11 protein-coding genes and 2 pseudogenes are annotated in these 16,060 nt (G+C 70.7%); 6 read left to right on the top strand and 7 right to left on the bottom strand.

What is annotated here, in order from left to right; genetic code table 11:
* Position 1 precedes the first annotated feature (1 nt).
* Both ACQP2X_RS26395 and ACQP2X_RS26400 read left to right on the top strand, forming a co-directional pair.
* The gene (locus tag ACQP2X_RS26395; RefSeq protein ID WP_498686349.1) at positions 2–2,416 is read left to right on the top strand and encodes a glycogen/starch/alpha-glucan phosphorylase; all 2,415 of its coding nucleotides are present in this window, start codon (positions 2–4) and stop codon (positions 2,414–2,416) included.
* Positions 2,417–2,448: 32 nt separating this feature from the next.
* Positions 2,449–2,901 carry a hypothetical protein gene (locus ACQP2X_RS26400; protein ID WP_498686351.1) on the top strand — a complete coding sequence of 151 codons (453 nt, stop codon included), beginning with the start codon at positions 2,449–2,451 and terminating at the stop codon, positions 2,899–2,901.
* Positions 2,902–2,936: 35 nt separating this feature from the next.
* On the opposite strand, the gene ACQP2X_RS26405 is transcribed toward ACQP2X_RS26400, so the two are convergent.
* The gene (locus tag ACQP2X_RS26405; protein ID WP_498686353.1) at positions 2,937–3,734 is read right to left on the bottom strand and encodes an SDR family oxidoreductase; all 798 of its coding nucleotides are present in this window, start codon (positions 3,732–3,734) and stop codon (positions 2,937–2,939) included.
* A 61-nt stretch (positions 3,735–3,795) separates the two neighbouring features.
* Here ACQP2X_RS26405 and ACQP2X_RS26410 point away from each other — a divergent pair, with 61 nt between their 5' ends.
* Positions 3,796–4,596 (top strand): GNAT family N-acetyltransferase, encoded by an 801-nt coding sequence (locus ACQP2X_RS26410; RefSeq protein WP_498686354.1) that lies wholly within the window; start codon positions 3,796–3,798, stop codon positions 4,594–4,596.
* On the opposite strand, the pseudogene ACQP2X_RS26415 reads toward ACQP2X_RS26410, so the two are convergent.
* The 5 genes and pseudogenes from ACQP2X_RS26415 to ACQP2X_RS26435 form a co-directional block, all read right to left on the bottom strand.
* Positions 4,544–5,680, bottom strand: a pseudogene (locus tag ACQP2X_RS26415) (AMP-binding protein); the annotation flags it as partial. The gene ACQP2X_RS26410 and the pseudogene ACQP2X_RS26415 sit on opposite strands and share 53 nt — an antisense overlap.
* Before the next feature lie 510 nt (positions 5,681–6,190).
* Positions 6,191–6,583, bottom strand: a pseudogene (locus ACQP2X_RS26420) (AMP-binding protein); the annotation flags it as partial.
* Positions 6,583–7,794 (bottom strand): acyl-CoA dehydrogenase family protein, encoded by a 1,212-nt coding sequence (locus tag ACQP2X_RS26425; protein WP_498686356.1) that lies wholly within the window; start codon positions 7,792–7,794, stop codon positions 6,583–6,585. The pseudogene ACQP2X_RS26420 and the gene ACQP2X_RS26425, both read right to left, overlap by 1 nt.
* 44 nt (positions 7,795–7,838) lie before the next feature.
* Entirely contained in the window at positions 7,839–8,630 is a 792-nt protein-coding gene (locus ACQP2X_RS26430) for a MaoC family dehydratase (RefSeq protein WP_498686358.1), read from the bottom strand.
* Positions 8,631–8,634: 4 nt separating this feature from the next.
* Positions 8,635–9,957, bottom strand: a complete 1,323-nt coding sequence (locus tag ACQP2X_RS26435; RefSeq protein ID WP_498686360.1) for a 3-oxoacyl-ACP reductase — start codon at positions 9,955–9,957, stop codon at positions 8,635–8,637.
* Between the two features lie 73 nt (positions 9,958–10,030).
* On the opposite strand from ACQP2X_RS26435, the gene ACQP2X_RS26440 reads away from it, so the two are divergent.
* Genes ACQP2X_RS26440 through ACQP2X_RS26450 form a run of 3 tightly spaced genes read left to right on the top strand, consistent with a single transcriptional unit; the run spans position 10,031 to position 13,781 of the window.
* Complete coding sequence (locus tag ACQP2X_RS26440) at positions 10,031–11,302, top strand: acetyl-CoA C-acetyltransferase (protein WP_498686361.1); 1,272 nt, start codon at positions 10,031–10,033, stop codon at positions 11,300–11,302.
* 51 nt (positions 11,303–11,353) lie between these two features.
* Positions 11,354–13,474, top strand: coding sequence for a CHAT domain-containing protein (locus ACQP2X_RS26445; protein ID WP_498686363.1), 2,121 nt, complete (start codon positions 11,354–11,356; stop codon positions 13,472–13,474).
* A complete protein-coding gene (locus ACQP2X_RS26450; protein ID WP_498686364.1) occupies positions 13,464–13,781 on the top strand; it encodes a hypothetical protein in 318 nt (105 codons plus the stop codon). The genes ACQP2X_RS26445 and ACQP2X_RS26450 overlap by 11 nt, the downstream gene beginning before the upstream one ends.
* A 25-nt stretch (positions 13,782–13,806) precedes the next feature.
* Here ACQP2X_RS26450 and ACQP2X_RS26455 read toward each other — a convergent pair whose 3' ends face one another.
* Positions 13,807–16,053, bottom strand: coding sequence for a putative bifunctional diguanylate cyclase/phosphodiesterase (locus tag ACQP2X_RS26455; RefSeq protein WP_498686365.1), 2,247 nt, complete (start codon positions 16,051–16,053; stop codon positions 13,807–13,809).
* Between the last annotated feature and the right edge of the window lie 7 nt (positions 16,054–16,060).

The following is a 16,060-nucleotide window of genomic DNA, read 5'->3' on the forward strand; positions in this document are numbered from 1 at the left end:
CATGGACCTTCACAACGGGGTGGAACTGCGCTCGCTCGGAAACACGCCCGACGAGTTCCGGCAGGACATGCTGAGCAATCTGTACTACCGGCGCGGCACGACCGTGGAATCGGCGAGCGCTCAGGACGCGTACGAGACCCTGGCCTTGACCGTCCGGGACCGCCTGGCGGAAAGACGGGCACGGACCGCGGCGGCGCAATACGCGAGTAATCCCCGGTGGGTCTATTACCTGAGCGCGGAATATCTGCTCGGTCCGCAGCTGGAGCAGAACCTGCTCTATTCGGGCACCGGCGAGGCCGCGCACAAAGCGCTGCTGGCCTGCGGTTTCGAGCCCGGAGAGATCGCCGCGCTCGACGTCGAGCCGGGTCTCGGCAACGGCGGCCTGGGCCGGCTCGCGGCCTGCCTGCTCGACTCGCTGGCCACGCTCGACATCCCTGCGGTGGGCTACGGCATCCGCTACGACCTGGGCATCTTCCGGCAGGAGTTCCAGGACGGCCGTCAGGTCGAGCGGCCGGACGACTGGGCGTTCCAGGGCGACCCGTGGGAGTTCCCGGCGCCCGACGACGCGCAGACGGTGGGCTTTTACGGTCACGTCTACGAAAAGGACGGCCGCAAGGTCTGGGCGCCCGGAGAGGTCGTTCTGGGCGAGCCCAGCCATTTGCTGGTTCCCGGTTACGGCACGACAACCGTCAATATCGTACGTCTGTGGCGCGCTCGCGCTCATCAGGCGTCGTTCGATCTGACGCGTTTCTCGGCCGGCCAGTACGCCGAGGCCGTGCAGGACGCGGTCCGCGCCGAGAACATCAGCAAGGTCCTCTATCCGGACGACAGCACCGCGGCCGGTCGCGAGCTGCGCCTCAAGCAGCAGTACTTCCTGGTCTCGTGCTCGCTGAGGGACATCGTGCGCCGTTTCCGGCTGCGCAATTCCGACTGGGACACGTTCCCGTCGAAGACGGCGATCCAGCTCAACGACACCCATCCGGTGCTGGCGATCCCGGAGCTCATGCGCCTGCTGGTCGACGAGGAGGGCCTCGACTGGGACCGCGCCTGGTCGCTGGTGCGGCAGACGTTCAACTACACCTGCCACACGCTGTTGCCGGAGGCGCTCGAAACGTGGCCGGTGGACATGCTCGGCCGTCTTCTCCCCCGCCACCTGGAGATCATTTATCTGATCAACGTCGGTCTTCTCGAGGAGGTCCGGTCGCGCTTTCCCGACGACATCGACCGCGTACGCCGGATGTCGCTCATTCAGGAATCGCCGGCCCGGCTGGTCCGGATGGCCAATCTCGCGGTCACCGGCACGTCGATGACCAACGGGGTCGCCGAACTGCACACCCAGTTGCTGACCTCGACCGTGTTGCGGGACTTCCACGACCTCTGGCCGGACCGTTTCGCCAACGTGACGAACGGCGTTTCTCCCCGGCGCTTCGTCCGCTTGGCCTCCCCCGGACTGTCGGCGCTGATCACGTCCGCCCTCGGTGACGAACGGTGGCTTTCGGATCTGTCGCTCCTGGCCGATCTGGAGCCGCTGGCCGCGGATTCGTCGTTCCGGCAGCAGTGGCGTGAGGTGAAGCGGGCGGCCAAGGGCGCCCTCGGGCTCGGCGATCCCGGTGCCCTGATGGACGTCATGATCAAGCGCTTCCACGAGTACAAGCGCCAGCAGCTCAAGCTGCTCCACGTGATCACGCTCTATCACCGGATCAAGGCCGGGACGTACGACGGTGTCCCGCGCACGATCCTGTTCGGCGGCAAGGCGGCGCCGGCCTATAAGGCCGCGAAGAACATCATCCACCTGATCAACGCGGTGGCCGCTGTCGTCAACGCCGACCCAGCCGCGTCCGGCCTGCTCCGGGTGGTCTTCCCGGCCAACTACAACATCACGCTGGCCGAGCACATCATCCCGGCCGCCGACCTGAGCGAGCAGATCTCCATGGCCGGCAAGGAGGCTTCCGGTACGGGCAACATGAAGCTCACCCTGAACGGCGCCCTCACCATCGGCACCCTCGACGGCGCCAACATCGAGATCCGTGACCGGGTCGGCGCCGGCAACTTCTTCCTGTTCGGCCTGGACGCCCCGGCCGCGCTCGCGTTGCGCTCCGGCGGCTATCGCCCGCGTGACCACTACGAGGCCGACGAGGAGTTGCGGGCCGCCCTCGACGCGGTCCTGTCCGGCGCGTTCGGCGGCGTGGGCCACGACGTGGCGGCGTCCCTGCTCGACCGCGACGAATATCTGACCCTGGCCGACTACCGGTCGTACGTCGACTGCCAGGCCGAGGTGGGCGCCGCGTGGCGCGATCAGGAGCGCTGGACCACCATGTCGATCCTCAACACGGCCCGCGCCGGCTTCTTCTCCTCCGACCGCACGGTCGCCGACTACCTGGACCGCATCTGGCACGCCGAGCCCGTGCGCCCGTAAAAATGTCATACCCCCCGGGAAGAATCCTGGGCATGTTCACAGTGGAGTTCGAGCGCATCGGCTATGCCCCTTTCATCCTGCGCGCGGTGTCCAGCGCGACCCGCCCGCTGCTCGTCGAGGAGGTCTACGCGGCCTGGGCCGCGTCGGTGACCTCCTCGGCGAGCCACCTGGTGCGATGGCCGGCGCCGGGCCGGGCGTGGGAGACCTTCGAGTCGGATGTACGGGCTCTGGTCCGTTCCGGCGAGCTGGTCACGTGCGCCGACGACGAGGCGCCGGCCCACCCGCACCACCATCTGACCCGCGGTCACGAGGGCCACGCGCCGTTCCGGAGCGGCCCGGCCCCGGCCGTCCGGCGCTACCTGGCCACCCCCGCCGGCTCGGAGGCGTGGCAGGCGTCCATCGCCGACCCCTTCCTGCGCCGGGCGATCACCGTGCTCAGGCCCCGCGCGCCGCGCTCGGCCCCGGTGGGCGCCGGCCGGCGGTGAGCGCTCAGGTGACAGATCGTGCCGGCGGTGAGCGCTCAGGTGGACAGATCGTGCCGGCGGTGGGTGAGGCGCTCGGCCAGAGACGCCGGTGCCACCCGGCGCAGGGCGAAGACCAGCGGGGCGTTGCTGCCCACCGCGTAACGCGGTCGAGGGCGGGCGGCCGAGATCGCCTTCAGGATGGTCCGGGCCACGCGCTCGGGTGGGGTGCCGGCACGCTCGTTGCGGTCGAGGGCGGCGAGCATCGTGTCGAAGCGGCGGCGGTGCGGTGAATCCTGGGCCACATAGACCGTTCGGCGCTCGCTGATGCCGGTGGCGATGGAGCCCGGTTCGACGGTGGTGAGCCAGACGCCGTACGGGGAGAACTCATGTCTTGCGCCGTTGCTGAAGCCTTTGATCGCGGCCTTCGAAGCGACGTAGGACGAGCGGTAGGCCAGGGGGAAGGAGGCCAGCATCGAGCCGACCATCACCACCCGGCCGTGACCGCGCATGCGCATGCCCGGCAGGGCGAGCTGCGCCAGGCGTACGGGACCGAGGACGTTGACCTGGAAGACCCGCCGCAGTGCCTCGTCCGGCAGTTCCTCGAACGGTCCCGACTGACTCTCGCCGGCGTTGTTGACCAGCACGTCGACGCCGCTGAGGGTTTCCGCGAGGGCCTCGATCGACGCGGGCTCGTCCAGTTCCAGCGGCAGGTATTCGACGCCGGCCACCGGCTCCGTGATCGATGACGGCGTGCGCGACGTCCCGTACACCCGGTAGCCGGCCGCGACGAGCGCCGCCGCCGTCGCCCGTCCGATGCCCGAAGATGCGCCCGTGACCAGAGCAGTGCGATCCATCGACGCACCCTATCGGGCGTGAGGGACATCTTCTGAACGGCGACTCGGGCACTATGTGACCATGGTCGATATCGCTGCTCTTCTGGACGCCTATGACTCGCAGATGCGGATGCCGCCGGGTGCCGTTCCCACCGGCCTGACATACGAGCGGGACGGGCCGGTCCTCCGGATTGTCGGCGGACACACGGGACGCATCCGGACGCCCCGCGACCTCGGGGTGAACGGCGCCGCACTCGACCAGCTGATCGTCCGCCAGCGTGACTACTTCCGGGAGCGTGGCGAGGGCGCCGAGTGGAAGCTGCGAGCACACGACCTTCCCACCGACCTTCCGGAACGCCTGGTGGCGGCCGGCTTCGTGCCTCAGGATCCGTTCGCGGTGCTGATCGGCTCCGCCGGCGAGGTGGCCGCCGATCCGGTCCTGCCCGCCGGCGTCGCACTACGGCGAGTCAGCGCGAGCGAAGACCTGCGCCGCATCGCCGACCAGCAGACCGAGGTGTGGGGATTCGACTGCTCCTGGGTCGCCGAGCATCTGGCGTCCCAGGTCTCGGCCGGCCCCGACCAGATCACCATCCTGGTCGCCGAGGCCGACGGCCGGCTCGTCAGCACCGCCTGGGCGATCTACCACCCCGGCACCGACTTCGTCGCGCTGCTGGGCGGCACGACGCTGCCCGGCTGGCGGGGACGAGGCCTCTATCACGCCCTGATCGCAGCCCGGGCCCGCGAGGCCGCCGACCGCGGCTTCCGGCTGCTGCACGTCGACGCGTCCCCGCACAGCGCGCCCATCCTGCGCCGGCTCGGCTTCCAGGAGATCACGACGTCGACGGTCTACTTGTGGACCAAGGACGAGGCAGGTCACGGATGAGGACCTTGCCGGTGGCGTTGCGGGGCAGGGCATCCAGGAAAAGCACTTCCCGGGGTACGGCAAAACGGGCGCGATGCGAACGCACATGGTCGCGGACCGCGTCCTCGTCCAGGACGGCGCCGTCCCGGGTGACAATGTAGGCCGCCAGCCGCTGGCCGTACTTCTCGTCGGGCACACCGATCACCGCGACCTCGCGCACCTGCGGGAGGTCGGCCAGCAGGTTCTCCACCTCGGACGGGAAGACGTTCTCCCCACCCGACACGATCATGTCGTCGGCACGGCCGTCGACGAAGACGCGGCCCGCCTCGTCGAGATGCCCGACGTCGCCGGTGGCCAGCAGCCCGTCACGGACGTCGCCGGACGAGGCGTTGGTGTAGCCCTCGAACAGCATCTCGTTGCCCACGAAGAGCCGCCCCGGCGCTCCGGCCGGAACCGGACTCCCGTCTTCGCCGAGCACCCGCACCACCGTCCCGTGCGGCGGCCGTCCCGCCGTCGACGGGGCCGCCCGCATGTCGGCCGGTGTCGCGATGGAAGCCCAGGACGCCTCCGTCGACCCGTACAGGTTGTAGAGGATGTCCCCGTACCGGTCCATGAACTTCGTGGCCAGCCCGCCGGACAGCGCCGACCCGCTCACGGCGACCACGCTGAGCGGCACCTCGTACGGCGGCTGCTCCATGATCTGTTGCAGCATCACGGGCACCCCGACGAGCGCCTGACAGTTCTCCCGGGCCACCGTGGCCATCGCGTCGCCCGGCTCGAACCGCCGCCGCAGCACGATGGTCGCTCGCAGCGCGATGGCGATCTGCAAAGCCGCGAACCCCCACGCGTGGAACAGCGGCGCCGCGATCAGCACCCGCACCCCGGTCCGCAACGGGATCCGGTCGATGATCGAGCAGAGCGGCGAGAACCCGCCCGGCGTGGGCCGCCGAGCCCCCTTGGGCGTCCCCGTGGTCCCCGACGTGAGCACGATCGTCCGCCCGGCCCGCGCCGGCGGCCGCAACCGCCCGCCAGGTGATCCGGCGATGAGCCGCTCGACTTCGGCTTCGCCCAGAAGCGCGCACTCCGAGCTCCCCGAAGGCAGACCCCGCCCTCCCAAAGGGGGACCCCCGCCTGCGGAGACATCCTCCCCCGAAGCCCCAAGATCGTGCACGCCCCCTGTGGACAACGCGGCCCCTGTGGACAGCGCTGCCTCGGTGGACGGCGCGGCTCCTGTGGACGACGCTGCCTCGGTGGACGGCGCGGCTCCTGTGGACGACGCCGTGCCCGTAGACGCGGCCCTCGTGGACGACGCGGCCTCAGTGGACGACGCGGCCCCTGTGGGCGACACGGCCCCCGCGGACAACGCCGCGCCCGTGGACGACGCGGCCTTCGTGGACGACGCGGCCTCGGTGGACGACTTCGAACACGCCACGGAGCCGGCCGAAGAAGCGCCAGCCGAGGAAAAGCCAGCCGACGCGCCAGCCGACGAACCGGCAGCCGACGCGCCACTGGACGAAGCAGAAGCGGACGAAGCGCCAGCCGACGAAAAGCCAACCGACGGATCGGCAGCAGCCTGGGCCGCCGCCAGGACACCCGCGAACTCGTCGTCGTGGATCACACCGCGGAGCCCCTGCGCCGAGATGACACCGGCCAACTGGGATGCCGACAGGCCCGTGTTCATCAGCACCGGGTCCGCCCCCACCTGCGTGACCGCGATCAACGTCTCGATCATCGACGCCGAGTTGCGGCGCAGCAGGCCCACCCGGTCGCCGGGGCCGAACGGCAACGCCGCCGCCAACCGCGACGCGCGGTCCAGCAACGCCGCGTACGTCGTCGCTCCCTTCTCGTCCATCACCGCCACCCGCCCCGGGCTGCGCGCCGCCGCCTGCCTCAGCTCCCCCGCCAGCCCGAACCCCCAGCGCCCCAGCTCCGCGAACTGCCTGACGATCCGCACGGGGTTCCCTGGATTCAGCAGCCCTCGCCGGGCCATCGTCCGGACGACGAACATCAGCGGATCTGCATCCCGGTGATCGCCCGGGAGATGACCAGGCGCTGGATCTCCGACGTGCCCTCGAAGATCGTGTAGATCTTCGCGTCGCGGTACATGCGTTCCACCGGATGGTCGCGCAGATATCCCGCCCCGCCCAGGATCTGCACCGCCTTCTCGGTGACCGCCACCGCGACCTCGCCCGCCTTCAGCTTCGACATCGAGCCTTCGCCCGACTCGAACGGCTTGTCGTTGCGGCCCATCCACGCCGCCCGCCACACGAGCAGGCGGGCCGCGTCGATCTCGGTCTTCATGTCGGCCAGGGCGAACGCGATCGCCTGGTTCTCCACGATGGGCCGCCCGAACTGGACCCGTTCCCGGGCGTAGGACAGCGCGTATTCGTACGCCGCCCGCGCGATCCCGATCGCCTGCGCACCCACCGCCGGCCGGGACAGTTCGAACGTCCGCATGGCCGCCTGGCGGGACGCCTTCTGGCCGGCTCGGGCCCGGGCCAGCCGCTCGTCCAGCGCTTCCTTGCCGCCGAGCAGGCACGACCCCGGCACCCGCACCTCGTCGAGGAACACGTCGGCCGTGTGTGACGCCCGCAGGCCGAGCTTTTTCAGCTTGCGCGACGCCTCCAGCCCCGGCGTGCCGGGCGGCACGATGAACGCCGCCTGTCCCCGCGAGCCGAGCGCCGGGTCGACCGAGGCCGTCACGACGTGGACGGCAGCGATGCCGCCGTTGGTGGCGTAGGCCTTCTGACCGGTGATGACCCACTCGTCGGTGGCGGGGGAATACACGGCCCGCGTGCGCATCGCGCCCACGTCGGAACCGGCTGACGGCTCGGTTGTGCAGAAGGCGCCGACGGCCGGGTCGGAGGCGTCGCCGAAGCATTGCGGCACCCATTCGACCAGCTGTTCCGGTGTGCCCGATCCATAGATGGCCGCCACCGCCAGCGACGTGCCGGAAATGGCCATCCCGATGCCGCCGTCGCCCCAGAAGAGCTCCTCGTTGGCGATCGGCAGCGACAGCCCGGCCATGTCGGACCAGGTGTTGACCAGGAATTCGAAGCCGTACAGCCCGATCTTCGCCGCTTCCTGGAGGACGGGCCAGGGCATTTCCTCGCGCTCGTCCCATTCGGCGGCGGCGGGCCGGATGACGTTCGCCGCGAAGCCGTGCACCCAGTCGCGCAGGTCGTTTTGCTCTTCGTTCAGATCGAGCCAGAACTCCATGCGAGACCTTCCCGGGACGACGCGGGTATTACTCGCCGGTAACCCTAGGCGGGCGTCACTTGGCCCGCAAGATGAGGACGCTTGCCGAAGAGCTCGAAACGCAGGGAGGGCGAGGCGTGGAACGACACCGTGGACGGCAGCGGGATCGGCTGCTTGAACGCCACCTCCACGCTGTAGGAATCGGGGAGCCGCCCTTCGAAGAACGCGAGGCAGCGGGCCAGACTCCACATGCCGTGCGCAATCGGCCGCGGAAAGCCGAACAGCCGCGCCCCGATCCGCGAGGTGTGGATCGGATTGCGGTCGCCGCTGATCGCGGCGTAGGCGCCGCCCACACCCGCGGGCACCCGCCACACCGCCGAGACCGCCGGAAAAGACAGTTGATCCTGACGATGAGAGGAAGACGACGAGGTCTTGGAGAGGTACGTCGAAACGGCCGACCACACCGGAACACCCGCGACGGAAGCGGCGACGATCACGTCCACCTCACGGCCACGCGGATGCGGGCGCAGGTCGGCCGCCCGTACGGAGAAATCGAGAACGTCAGACGCCGAAACGGGCCGGGAAACTGTGATCCGGTTGGCGATGTGCACCAGCCCGATCACCGGAAAGGGAAAGTCCGGAGCCGTCAGCAACCGCATCACCGACGGAAACGCCAGCACGTGGGGATAGGTCGCCGGAACCGTGTCGGACAGCCGGAATCCGCACACCTGGTCGTAGCGGGCGAGGTGGTCACGGTCGATGGACACGCCGCGCCGGACCTCTTCCCGGTCGGGCAGCGACGTGCGCCGCCCGCGGGGGATCAGTCCCAGCACCGCCCGCAGCGTGTTCCCGTCCATCGCGTCACGCCCCCAGCAGGCTCTGCCCGCAGACCCGCACCACGTTGCCGGTGACGGTCCCGGAGCCGGGCGAGGCGAACCAGGCGATCGTCTCGGCCACGTCGACCGGCAGCCCGCCCTGCGACATGCTGTTCATCCGGCGCCCGGCCTCGCGCAGCGTCAGCGGCATCTTCGCGGTCATCGCCGTCTCGATGAAGCCCGGCGCCACCGCGTTGATCGTGATGCCCTTCTCCAGCAGCGCCGGGGCCGTCGCGCGGACCAGCCCGATCACGCCCGCCTTGCTGGTCGCGTAGTTGGTCTGGCCCCGGTTGCCCGCGATGCCGGCGATCGACGACACCCCGACGATCTTCCCGCCCGGCCGGATGAGGCCACGCTCGACGAGGACGTTGTTGATCCGCTCGGGCGCGATCAGGTTGACCGACAGGACGCTCCCCCACCCGGCGGCGTCCATCTTGGCGATCGTCCGGTCGCGGGTGATCCCCGCGTTGTGCACGACGATGTCCAGGGGCCCGCTCAGATAGGACGCCAGCCGCTCCCCGGCCTCGGGCGCGGTCAGATCCAACTGCAGAGCCCTTCCGCGTACGTCGTTGGCCACGCCGGCCAGGGCGTCCCCAGCCGCCGGCACGTCGAGCGCGATCACGTCGGCCCCGTCGCGGGCGAGCACCCGGGCGATGGCCGCTCCGATGCCCCGCGCCGCCCCGGTGACCAGCGCCGTCGTTCCGTCCAGGGGCCGGTCCCAGTCGGCCGGGGCCGGCGGCGTTCCGGGGCCGATCTCGATGACCTGGCCCGAGACGTACGCCGAACGGCCGCTCAGCAGGAAGCGCAAGGTCGACTCGATCGCCGTCTCGCCGCCCGGCGCCACGTAGACGAGTTGGCTGGTGATGCCCCGGCCGAACTCCTTGCCGATGCTGCGGGTCAGCCCTTCCAGCGCCCGCTGCGCCGTCGCCTCCCCGGGCGACGCGGCGTTCGCGGGCGGGGTGCCGAGCACGATCACGCGGCCCGAACGGGTCAGCGACCGCGCGTTCGGGTGGAAGAAGTCGTACAGCGCACTCAGCGAGGACGTGCCGGTGATCCCGGTGGCGTCGAACACCAGCGCACCGTGGGGTCCGGCCGGCGCATCGAGCACCTCTGTCGCCGTACCGGAAAGGACCTTGCGGATCTCCTCGCCCAGACGCCCGCCCGGGGCGCCGCCGAGCAACACCGGGCCCGCCGCCACCGGATCGCCCGCCTCGTACCGGCGCAGCCGCGGCGGATCGGGCAGCCCCAGGCGCTTGACGAGGTTCCGGCCCGGACCGGAGTTCGCGAAACTCGCGTACCTGTCACCCATGGGCCGCAGCCTACTCGGGGCCGCGGTTGGTAGCCTACTGATCGGTAGCCAAGCGACTTCCAAGGAGGCAACCGTGCCACGCAAGGTCGCGGTGCTGGGCGGCAACCGGATCCCGTTCGCCCGCTCGAACGGCAAGTACGCCCGGGCGTCGAACCAGGACATGCTCACCGCCGCCCTCGACGGCCTGGTGGCCCGCTACGGGCTGGCCGGCGAGCGGCTGGGCGAGGTGGTCGCCGGCGCGGTGCTCAAACACTCCCGCGACTTCAACCTGACCCGCGAGGTGGTGCTGGGCTCGCGCCTCGATCCGGCCACCCCGGCCTACGACGTGCAGCAGGCCTGCGGCACCGGCCTCGAGACGGCCATCCTGGTCGGCAACAAGATCGCGCTGGGCCAGATCGACGCCGGCGTGGCCGGTGGCGTCGACACCACCTCGGACGCCCCGCTCCAGCTCAACGACGACCTGCGCCGCACGCTGCTCGAGCTCAACCGGGCCCGTTCGCTCGGCGACCGGCTGCGGGTGCTGGCCAAGCTGAACCCGCTGCTGGCGTTCAAGCCGGACGTTCCCCGCAACGCCGAGCCGCGCACCGGCCTGTCCATGGGCGAGCACGCGGCCATCACCGCCGTGCGGTGGCACGTCGACCGCCAGGCCCAGGACGAGCTGGCCCTCGCCTCCCACCAGCGCCTGGCCGCGGCGTACGACAAGGGTTTCTTCGACGATCTCCTGACGCCCTATCTGGGCCTGACCCGCGATCAGAACCTGCGGGCCGACACCAGCCTGGAGAAACTGGGCAAGCTGAAGCCGGTCTTCGGCGGCGAGAACGGCTCGATGACCGCGGGCAACTCGTCCCCGCTGACCGACGGCGCCTCCACGGTCCTGCTCGGCTCCGAGGAGTGGGCCGCCGCCCACAACCTGCCCGTGCTGGCCTATCTGGTCGATTCCGAGACGGCCGCCGTCGACTACGTGCACGGCGACGAGGGCCTGCTGATGGCGCCGGCCTACGCGGTGCCCCGCCTGCTGGCCCGCAACGGCCTGACCCTTCAGGACTTCGACTACTACGAGATCCACGAGGCCTTCGCCTCGCAGGTCCTGGCCACCCTGGCCGCCTGGGAGTCGCCGGAGTTCGCCAAACAGCGCCTGGGCCTGGACGCCCCGCTCGGCTCGATCGACCGGGCCAGGCTGAACGTCAACGGCTCGTCCCTGGCCGCCGGCCACCCCTTCGCCGCCACCGGCGGCCGCATCGTGGCCACCCTGGCCAAGCTGCTGGCCCAGAAGGGCTCGGGCCGGGGCCTGATCTCGATCTGCGCCGCCGGCGGTCAGGGCGTGGTGGCCATCCTGGAACGGTGAAAAGCCGTCTCCTCTATGGACGCGCGCGGACCGCGCTGATATCTGAATAGCATGGATCCCGACTGGCCGGAGGAACCCACCTTCCCCGAGTCGCGGGTGGGGGACTACCTTCTGGCCGTCTGGGACCAGCTGCCGGAGGTCGTCGGCCCGGACTGGCCGGCGGTGCGGTCACAGGTGACCGCCCTGCTCCGGCAGATGGCGGCCGGCGGCGACGACGAGGCCGCCTACGAGATCGTGGAGCTGCTGGGGCCGTACGACAGCAACTTCTATGGCCTTCTCTACGACGTTCCCGAGCCCAGCTACCGCGGCATCACCCCGGGCGTCCAGGGAAGCCCGCCGGGCCTTCCCGACGGCTTCGAGGACTACGCCCCACCGGACGAATCCGGCCCGGCCCGGCGATTCATCAACACGAGGCTGTGCCGCGACGGCGCCGACGTCGCCCGCGACGCCGCGCTGCTTCCCGCGACCAGCTACGACCTGCTGGTCAACATCGGCCGGCGCGACGACCGCAGCCTCCTGAAGGCCGACGAGGCCGCCTTCCCCCGCGACCGGCTCCCACCCGGCGGCCTCTGGCTGCAACTGGTCGTCCACACACCGTCCGCGCTCGAGCAGCGCTGGCTCTACCTGCCCGAGGACGGCGACAGCTACGTCTGCCCCTGCCCACCAGGGTCACATTCCCACTTGTGTACGCCCGGACAGCGCACCCCCTTCGCGACGATCACCCTGATCACACCGGCCGCGCCGGCCCACCTGGTCGTCCGGCTGGCCGTCTACTACGGCGCCGCGGTCGTCCACGTCCACGAGGTGGGCCTGCCGATGACCTCGCCGGCGCATCTGACGGCGACGGTCGTCTACTCGCTGACCCGCTCCTTCGCCGACCTCGGCCCGTTCCGCGACCGCAAGCTCAGCGTGTTCACCTCGCCCGCCGCCGACTCCGACGGCCGGATCTACGTCAACGGGGTCAGCGCCGAGCCGATGGCCTTCACCTACAGCGACCAGCAGGCCGAGAACGCCTGCAAGACCGCGCGGAACCGGCTCTTCCAGACCCATCTGGTCAAGGTCAAGGACAAGTGGACCAGCACGTACGACGAGAGCCAGGCCAAGACGCAGCCGGCGTTCGAGGCCGACCTGCTCGCGCTGGCCCGCGTCGGCAGCGACCTGCACTCCAGCATCTTCGGCCGCGGTGACTGGCCGCAGATCAGGCAGATGCTCCTGCACGAGGCGTCGGCCGGGCCGGCCGTCGTGCAGTGCGGGCGGATGGCCAACGAGAAGCTGACCATCCCGTGGCAGATCGTCTACGACCTGCCGATGCAGTCCGGCGACGAGACGCCGTACCTCTGCCCGAGCGTGCGCGAGATCGGCCCGGATCAGCCCGGGGCCTGTCCCCACGAGGACAGCCACCCGCGGACCGGGGCGTCGGTGCTCTGCCCGTACGGCCTCTGGGGCCTGGCGCACATCCTGGAGGTGCCGCCGAACCTGGGCGAGGAGCGCGGCCTCACGCATGTCGTCTCCGAGCGGGCGGACCTGCCCGTGGCGACGGTGGTCGGCTGGAACTCACGGCTGAGCACCGAGAAACACAGCGAGACCGAGGGCCTACGGCATCTGGCCGTCCTCCAGAGTGGCGCCCTCGGGGTCGTGCCGCCCCAGATCGAGAGCCGTGACACCTTCGGCCGGCGGCTGGCCCCGGCCGACATGGACCTGGTCTACGTCTACGCCCACTGCGATCGTGAGCTGGACGAGGGAGCCACCGCGTCGAAGGCGAAGATCGTGCTCGGCAGCGGCGACTCCTTCACTCCGCTCGACGTCCGAAAGTGGGCCGGCTACTACGACTGGCCCTACCCCCACTGGAGCGGCCGGGAGCCGCTGGTCGTGCTCAACGCCTGCCACACGGGCGAGGTCCTGGCCGCGACGCTCGCCGGCTTCGTCGACGCCTTCGCGCAGACCGCGGGCGCGGCCGGCGTGGTCGCCACCGAGGTGACGCTCGAGCAGCGCCTGGCCGGCCTGGCCATGGAGCTCTTCCTGGCCGAGCTGGCCGGAAACGTCTCCGTGGGCGAGGCGATGCGGCGCACGCGCTGGCGCCTGCTGGCCCGCGGCAATCTCATGGGCCTGGCCTACACCCCGTACTGCGCCGCCGATCTGACCCTGCGCCCCGGAGGTACGAATGGGAACTAGCCAAACCGTCATCAGCATCGGCGCCGTCTGCTTCGGGGTGGTCGTCGGTTACGTGACCTACCGGTCGCTCGCCCGGTCCGGGCCGACCTCCAGCGTCTCCGACATCGCCGCCGTGGTCGGCGTGGTCGGCGGTGGCGTGGTGACCTCGCTGTTCGATCCGACGCAGGGCGACGCCTTCGGCTGGTACTCGATTGGCCTGGTCATCGGCATGGCCGTCTATCTGCTCGTCGTCCTGACGCTTGGCAAGAAAGTCCAGCAGGACTCGAACAGCACGGTCCTGTTGGGCAGCGACCCGTCCCCCGAGTGAGGGACGGGCCGTCGCGGTTGTTCTTTTAGCTCGCCAGCTGGCGGGCCCGGGCCGTCTCGGGGAACGGGAGCATCAGCTCGAACTCCGAGGCGGGCAGCGGGCGGCCGAACAGATAGCCCTGGCAGGACGGGCACTCGGCGGCCTGGAGGGCCTTCCAGTCCTCCGGGTCCTCGACGCCCTCGGCCACGACCGTCATGTTCAGCGAGCGGGCCAGCCACAGCACGGCCGAGATGATCGACGACTTGCGCGGGTCGGCGGCCAGGCCGGCCACGAACGAGCGGTCGAGCTTCACCACGTCCGCCGGGACCGACTGGAGCCAGGTCAGCGAGCTATATCCGGTGCCGAAGTCGTCCAGGGCCACCCGCACGCCGAGCGCCTTGATCGCGTCCAGGCGTTCGCGGACGTCGACCGAGGAGCCCAGCAGGGCGGTCTCGGTGATCTCCAGGACCACGCGGGACGGGTCCAGGCCCGGGTTCTCGGCCAGCACCGCGGCGACCATCGGCACGAAGTCCGGCTCGGCGAGCTGGCGCGGGCTGACATTCACCGAGATGTACGGCAACTGGTTCTTCCACGCCATCAGGTGCCGTACGGCCAGGCGCAGCACGTGCTCGCCGAGGGCCACGATCAGGCCGGTCTCCTCGGCGGCCGGGATGAAGTGCCCCGGGCCGAGCAGGTTGCCCTCGGGCGTGAACATCCGGACCAGGGCCTCGGCGCCCACGATGCGGCCGGTGGCCGTGTTGACGATCGGCTGGAACCAGACCGGCAGGGCGGTCTCGCGGTCGCCGGCCAGGGCGGCCCGCAGCCGGGCCTCGGCCGCGATCCGCTCCTTGACCGCCACGCGCATCTCGTCGCTGAAGACCTGCAGACGGTTGCCGCCGGCCCGCTTGGCCGCGTACATGGCCGTGTCGGCGGCCAGCACCGCGTCCTCGGCCTGCTCGGGCGAGCGGCCCAGGGCCATGCCGACGCTGACCGAGATCTGCATGTGACCGCTGCTCAGCGCGAGCGGCTCGGTGAACGCGGCCAGGATGTCGCGGCCCACCTTGCAGCCGGCGTCGACCGGGCCGGCCAGGGCCACCACGAACTCGTCGCCGCCGAGACGGGCGACCAGCGAGCCGGCGGGCACGGTGGCCTCCAGGCGGACGGCCAGCGCGCGCAGCAGCTCGTCGCCGGCCGCGTGGCCGAGGCCGTCGTTTATCGACTTGAAGCGGTCGACGTCGAGGTAGAGCACGCAGACCGGCGCGCTGCGCTCGGCCAGCAGGTCGACCAGGTCGCTCTCGAAGCCGGGGCGCGACAGTAGCCCGGTGAGCGCGTCGTGACGTACCTGGTGACGCAGCTCCTCCTCGTGCATGCGGCTGTCGGTGACGTCGAGGCAGTGCACGAAGACCATCTCGAGGTTGCCGTCGGTGTCGCGCAGGCCGGTGCTGTGCACCTCGACCCACAGCATCGAGCCGTCGTCGTGGCGCTGGTACTGGCGGGTCAGCACGGCCGAGTCGGGCGAGGCGACCAGCTCGGCCAGGGCGCTGCCCTTGGTGCCGATCGGCGAGATCGGCAGGTCGGCGACGCGGTAGCCGGCCGGCAGCTCGTCCGGCAGGCGCAGCCAGGAGCGATAGGCGGAGTTGGTGCGCAGCAGGACACCCTCGGGCGAGATCATCGCCATCGGGACCGGCGTCTCGTCGAAGGCGATGCCGAGCTGGGCCTGGCTCTTGTCGAGGGTGGCCTTGGCCCGCGCCTCCTCGGTCTCGGTCAGGCGCCACGCCACCACCTGGAAGGCGGCGGCGAACAGCACGGCCACGCCGTGCAGGACGGCCCAGAACAGCGGGTGCTGCTGCGCCGAGTGGTGCCCGTAGGTGGCCTCGGCGTCGAAGATGCCGAAGAACGCGTGGTGGGCCGTGGTGGCCACCAGGACCAGGCCGAACGGCGCCCAGTCGCGGTAGAGGGCCAGCGCCGCGACCGAGATGAAGAACGTGAAGTGGGCTTCGGTTTGCCCGTGGCACATCACGACGAAGTCCGCGCACGCGGCGGTGAAGCCGAGCGACACGAACGACGAGGACAGGCGCCGTCCGCTGAACAACCGGGCCGCGACCACGCAGGCCAGGGTGGTGAACAGGAGGGCGAGCGTGAGCGTGTCGCCCAGCTCGTCCTGCCAGGCGCCGAAGACGGTGAGGCCGCCCACGCACACGGCGAGGATCAGCGTCAGCAGGCGGTGACGGCGCAACCAGTCCTCGTCGCGCAGTCCACCGCCGGCCGGTAGCCAGGTCCTGATGTTCAGCATGCTCCGA

It is taken from the genome of Actinoplanes sp. CA-131856, from assembly GCF_050956135.1.
In the GTDB taxonomy this organism is placed as follows: Bacteria; Actinomycetota; Actinomycetes; order Mycobacteriales; family Micromonosporaceae; genus Actinoplanes.

Bases quoted from the DNA above. Each gene is read 5' to 3' on its own strand.
- ACQP2X_RS26395 (WP_498686349.1), top strand. From the start codon at position 2: ATGGACCTTCACAACGGGGTGGAACTGCGCTCGCTCGGAAACACGCCC.
- ACQP2X_RS26400 (WP_498686351.1), top strand. From the start codon at position 2,449: ATGTTCACAGTGGAGTTCGAGCGCATCGGCTATGCCCCTTTCATCCTG.
- ACQP2X_RS26405 (WP_498686353.1), bottom strand. From the start codon at position 3,734: ATGGATCGCACTGCTCTGGTCACGGGCGCATCTTCGGGCATCGGACGG.
- ACQP2X_RS26410 (WP_498686354.1), top strand. From the start codon at position 3,796: ATGGTCGATATCGCTGCTCTTCTGGACGCCTATGACTCGCAGATGCGG.
- ACQP2X_RS26425 (WP_498686356.1), bottom strand. From the start codon at position 7,794: ATGGAGTTCTGGCTCGATCTGAACGAAGAGCAAAACGACCTGCGCGAC.
- ACQP2X_RS26430 (WP_498686358.1), bottom strand. From the start codon at position 8,630: ATGGACGGGAACACGCTGCGGGCGGTGCTGGGACTGATCCCCCGCGGG.
- ACQP2X_RS26435 (WP_498686360.1), bottom strand. From the start codon at position 9,957: ATGGGTGACAGGTACGCGAGTTTCGCGAACTCCGGTCCGGGCCGGAAC.
- ACQP2X_RS26445 (WP_498686363.1), top strand. From the start codon at position 11,354: ATGGATCCCGACTGGCCGGAGGAACCCACCTTCCCCGAGTCGCGGGTG.
- ACQP2X_RS26450 (WP_498686364.1), top strand. From the start codon at position 13,464: ATGGGAACTAGCCAAACCGTCATCAGCATCGGCGCCGTCTGCTTCGGG.
- ACQP2X_RS26455 (WP_498686365.1), bottom strand. From the start codon at position 16,053: ATGCTGAACATCAGGACCTGGCTACCGGCCGGCGGTGGACTGCGCGAC.